General features: G+C 46.1%; 3 protein-coding genes. 2 read left to right on the forward strand and 1 reads right to left on the reverse strand.

Annotation, left to right across the window (positions count from 1 at the left end; all coding sequences use genetic code 11):
• Nucleotides 1-196 precede the first annotated feature (196 nt).
• A complete protein-coding gene (locus QT974_RS31935) occupies nt 197-676 on the forward strand; it encodes a hypothetical protein (protein WP_333472386.1) in 480 nt (159 codons plus the stop codon).
• A gap of 152 nt (nt 677-828) precedes the next feature.
• Here QT974_RS31935 and QT974_RS31940 read toward each other — a convergent pair whose 3' ends face one another.
• Entirely contained in the window at nt 829-2865 is a 2037-nt protein-coding gene (locus QT974_RS31940) for a S8 family serine peptidase (protein ID WP_333472387.1), read from the reverse strand.
• Nucleotides 2866-2968: 103 nt separating this feature from the next.
• Between QT974_RS31940 and QT974_RS31945 the strand changes: the two genes are divergently transcribed.
• Nucleotides 2969-4036 (forward strand): UPF0104 family protein, encoded by a 1068-nt coding sequence (locus QT974_RS31945; protein ID WP_333472388.1) that lies wholly within the window; start codon nt 2969-2971, stop codon nt 4034-4036.
• Nucleotides 4037-4180: the final 144 nt, after the last annotated feature.

Consider the following 4180-nt stretch of genomic DNA (forward strand, 5'->3'; position numbering starts at 1 on the left):
TTACTGCCGAAATGCTTCGCCCCTACAAGTATATTTTCAAAAATGAGATGCACCCAACAAATCCAAATCTGGTTTGCCGGGAAATACTGCCCAGAAACCGGGTTTTTGGAAGTATGTCGCAAGTATAGTAGAACAGAATTACTTTTCGCGGTAAGCTATAATTTAAGAATCACAAACATAACATCAAAAATCTAAAATGACAGTAACTGAAGCCTCCAATATTCGCAGACTGCTGTGCGATCCAGATTTAGGGCTGATCCCTCATCTAGAAAAATCCCTGAAAGACTTACACTCGTCGGCGATCGCCAACGGAGAGAAATTTAAGGTAGAACCTTACGATATCGAACTCAAAAGCTGCCACACTCAAAAGCATCCGAACGACCAAAAACCCCTTGTCACTCAGTCAGTGTTAATGAAAATTCCCCTGACTGGGAAAGTTCAAGACAAGATGCACTTATATCTGATCGCAAGTGAGTTGCAGAACCAAATCGATATCAAAATTATCGACTGGAGTGCCTTAGAACGCCGCCAATATGACATTCACGGCATCCCTCTCAAGCAGCCGATCACCAAAATAGATGGCGAGATGAATTACGAGTTAGTATTCGATCGACCAGGCTACTGCTGCATTACTCTGTGCCGCCAATTTGACTTGACTTACGCTGCCAATTATTAAGATCGTCCTGGTGTGGTTGACGCCGTAACTACAGAAACGAAGTCGGCGGTTGAAACCGCCACTACACAAACGAAGTCCGCCTCCGCGGACTGAAGGTGCGCACTGCGCACCTTGCCGTTGTCTTGTACATCGCGGGTAGCCCGAAATCGAATTTAAACCGATCGACTCGCCGTTTGGGCCAAAATCTGCTTAATTTGAGCAGGAGTCAGGCTGGGATTGGCTTGCAACATCAAAGCTATCACCCCGGATACGTGCGGCACTCCCATGGAAGTACCCGCAAAATATCGATAGGGAACGCCCGGTTGAGACAGCGGCACAGTTGAATAAACATCCCCAGCATCAGCCCTGCCGCCGTCGCCACCCGGAGCAACAAAATAACTAATTGTGTCAGATCCCGCCCGGTTAGAATAATCGGTAAACAAGCCATTCCGGTTAACCGCACCGACAGCAATTCCCACCTCATTCGCAAACTTAGCCGGATAATCTACATCCGGGCGAGCATCATTCCCTGCCGCCGAAATCACCACCACGCCCTTAGCTTCCGCCGCTTGAATCGCGCTCAATTCGCGATCGTTGATCTGTTGACCGCCAAAACTCACATTAATGATTTTCGCACCATTTGCCACCGCGTAATTAATTGCGTTAATTTCATCGCTAATTTTGCCTACTCCTGTGCTATTGAGTATTTTCAAAGGCATAACCTTGGCAGTTGGAGCTGTTCCAGTAATTCCCACCCCATCTTTTTTGGCAGCAACTAAACCCGAGATATGAGTGCCGTGGCCGTTATCATCCATCGGGTCATTATCGTTGTTGGCAAAATCCCATCCCCGGAAATCATCAACAAAGCCATTGCCATCATCATCTACGCCGTTGCTAGCTTTATTTCTACCTGCGGCATCAACGCCATTTTCCCCCCCATTGCTCCAAATATTTCCGGTCAAATCCGGGTGATTGTAATCAACTCCGCTGTCGATAACTGCTATCACAATGCCATCTCCAGTCAAGCCCTTCGCCCAAACTTCTGGAGCTTTAATTAAGTCTCTGCCCCACTCATCGCCACCCAAATCGGGAACATCAGGAAAAGTTGGCACACCTTGAGAAGAAGCAACTGCGGCCGCTGCATTCACCAAACCAAAGCCGAAACGAGAGTCAAAACCCGGTGAGTTGCTGGGATTGTTAGGAACAATATTTGCAGGAGTTGCAGATATATTTAGGTTAAAGTTTGTATTGCCTTGGTTTTGAGAAACTCGGACAAAGTATGTTCCGGCTGCCAGATTTTTGAGGTCGATAGACTCTGGCGATAAACCGGGTTCTTTAGCAGAAGCAATAATATCAGTAAAGTCAATAGAATTGTCGCCGTTAATATCTTTAATCACAGCCACATCAACATCGGCACTAAAACCGCTGACAGTTAATTTAAAGTCGTTAGTTGCAGGTAAAGTAAAGCGGTAAAGGTTGTCTGGGCGGGCGTTGCTAACCGAGTCGGCGATGGTTTGAGTGCTGCTCAAAACACCTAAATCGCGGGCTTGGCTGAGTTGGTTGCCCAATACGGTATTTGCAGAGATGAACTTACCGCTGAGGTTTTGTGGTGATGTGTTGGCAACTAAGCCTAAAATAGCATTGGATTGGCGAATTTTAATTACTGTATTGGGAGTGCCCGAAACTGTTTCTAAAATGAGGTCTGCTTCGGTAAGATTGTCAGTTAGTCCGATCGCATCCTCAAAACTGTTAAAGTCAGTAATCACGTCTGCAACCGCCGGATCTGAGACTGGGGAGTTGCTCCTAAGGACAAAGATATCTGCGCCCAAGCCCCCTGTCAGCGTATCTTTGCCTCCATCGCCCACTAAAACGTCGCTACCGCTGCCGCCGTTGAGGCTATCATCTCCCCTACCTCCTTGCAAGGTATCGCTGCCCTTCCCGCCAAACAGGAAGTCGTTGCCGGCACCGCCGTTAAGCAAGTCATTCCCGACACCGCCGAAGAGACTATCGGAATTGCCGCCGCCGAGGAGTCTGTCGTTACCATTATCACCGCTGAGGATCTCGGCATCCGAGGCACCGACAATAAAATCGTTACCTCCGAGGGCAAAAAGTCCGTTAGGATAAAAAGTTAAAAAGCCTGGAGTTAATGTCAAACTGTTGGCGCTATCATCTAAAAGATAGGAAAATCCGTCAGGGCTCGGGCCGGGCATAAAAATTTACTCCTAAGATAAAATCAATCTAAATTTTAGATTCAAAACATGAAATTGTCCTTAATAAATCTACCATCCCAAATTCACTAATCAGGAGCAGAAAATGGGAAAACAACACTTGCATCGAATTCAGAATTTTTTTAACGTCGCCGCATCGGGTTTAAAGCCTTATTTGCGCTATGTGATTCTGGGCGGAACATTTTTATTTATTGCTCAAGCTTTTTTAACTCATTGGCGAGAAGTCGCGAATATCCAAATTCGAGCCGAAAGTTTTCCGTTATTGGCGATCGCGCTTGGTGTCACTTTACTGTCTCTAATTTTTGTCGGCTGGGTGTGGATGTTAATTTTGCGAGAATTCCGCCAACCTGTCAATGCCGCCTGGGCGATTCAAGTTTTTCTCAAGACTAATATTGCCAAGTATTTACCTGGGAATATTTGGCATTTTTGGGGTAGAATTTTGGAAGCAAAAAAAGCTGGAATTTTTCCTAAAGCTGCAACTCTCAGCGTGCTGCTAGAACCGCTGCTGATGGCTTCTGCGGGCGTGCTGATTGGCTTGATTTGTTTTGAGCGCATCAATGGTTTGTTGCGAATTGTCGGTTGTGCTGCTATTTTGACGGCGATTCATCCCCTAATTTTAAATCCGATCGTCCTATTTGTAGAGCGGTTGAAGTTATCCAAGAACAATGGGGAAAATTCCGAGGTTGGGGCAGATGTTGGGGATGCTGCGGGCGATCGACTAATTTCGCGTTTAGGGTCTAGCTCCAATCTAGCTAAAAAAACATCTAGTGTCAAGTCCGGCAGCAAAATTAATTTACCAATTAAACGCTATCCTTTAGTGCCATTAATCGGACAAATGTGTTTTATCGGATTGCGGGGATGCGGTTTTTTGCTAACGGTAATGGCTTTGACTCCGGTGATTTTTCTCGATATTCCCAACTTGTTCGGTGCTTTTTGTTTTGCGTTTGTGGTGGGTTTAGTTGTACCTGGTGCGCCTGGGGGAATGGGAGTATTTGAAGCAACGGCGATCGCTCTCTTGGACGATCGCTTTTCGACTGGTATAATTTTGAGTGCGGTGGCTTTGTATCGGATAATCAGTATTCTGGCGGATGTTTCAGGTGCTGTTTTGGCGAAAATTGATCGAAAGCGCGATCGGGGAATCAAACATCGCTAAACTATCTCTTGTGCTTCGGTAAATCTAGATTCATTATTTTGGGTAAATCCCTAAATTTGAGAAGGCGTCAAATTGTTGGTTTTTTTCAGAGTCCGACAGGGGTTGAAAACCCCTGTCTCATAGCGAAAGTCCTCTCAAAGAGGA

This window comes from Microcoleus sp. BM001215392, assembly GCF_036700185.1.
Classification (GTDB): domain Bacteria; phylum Cyanobacteriota; class Cyanobacteriia; order Cyanobacteriales; family Microcoleaceae; genus Microcoleus.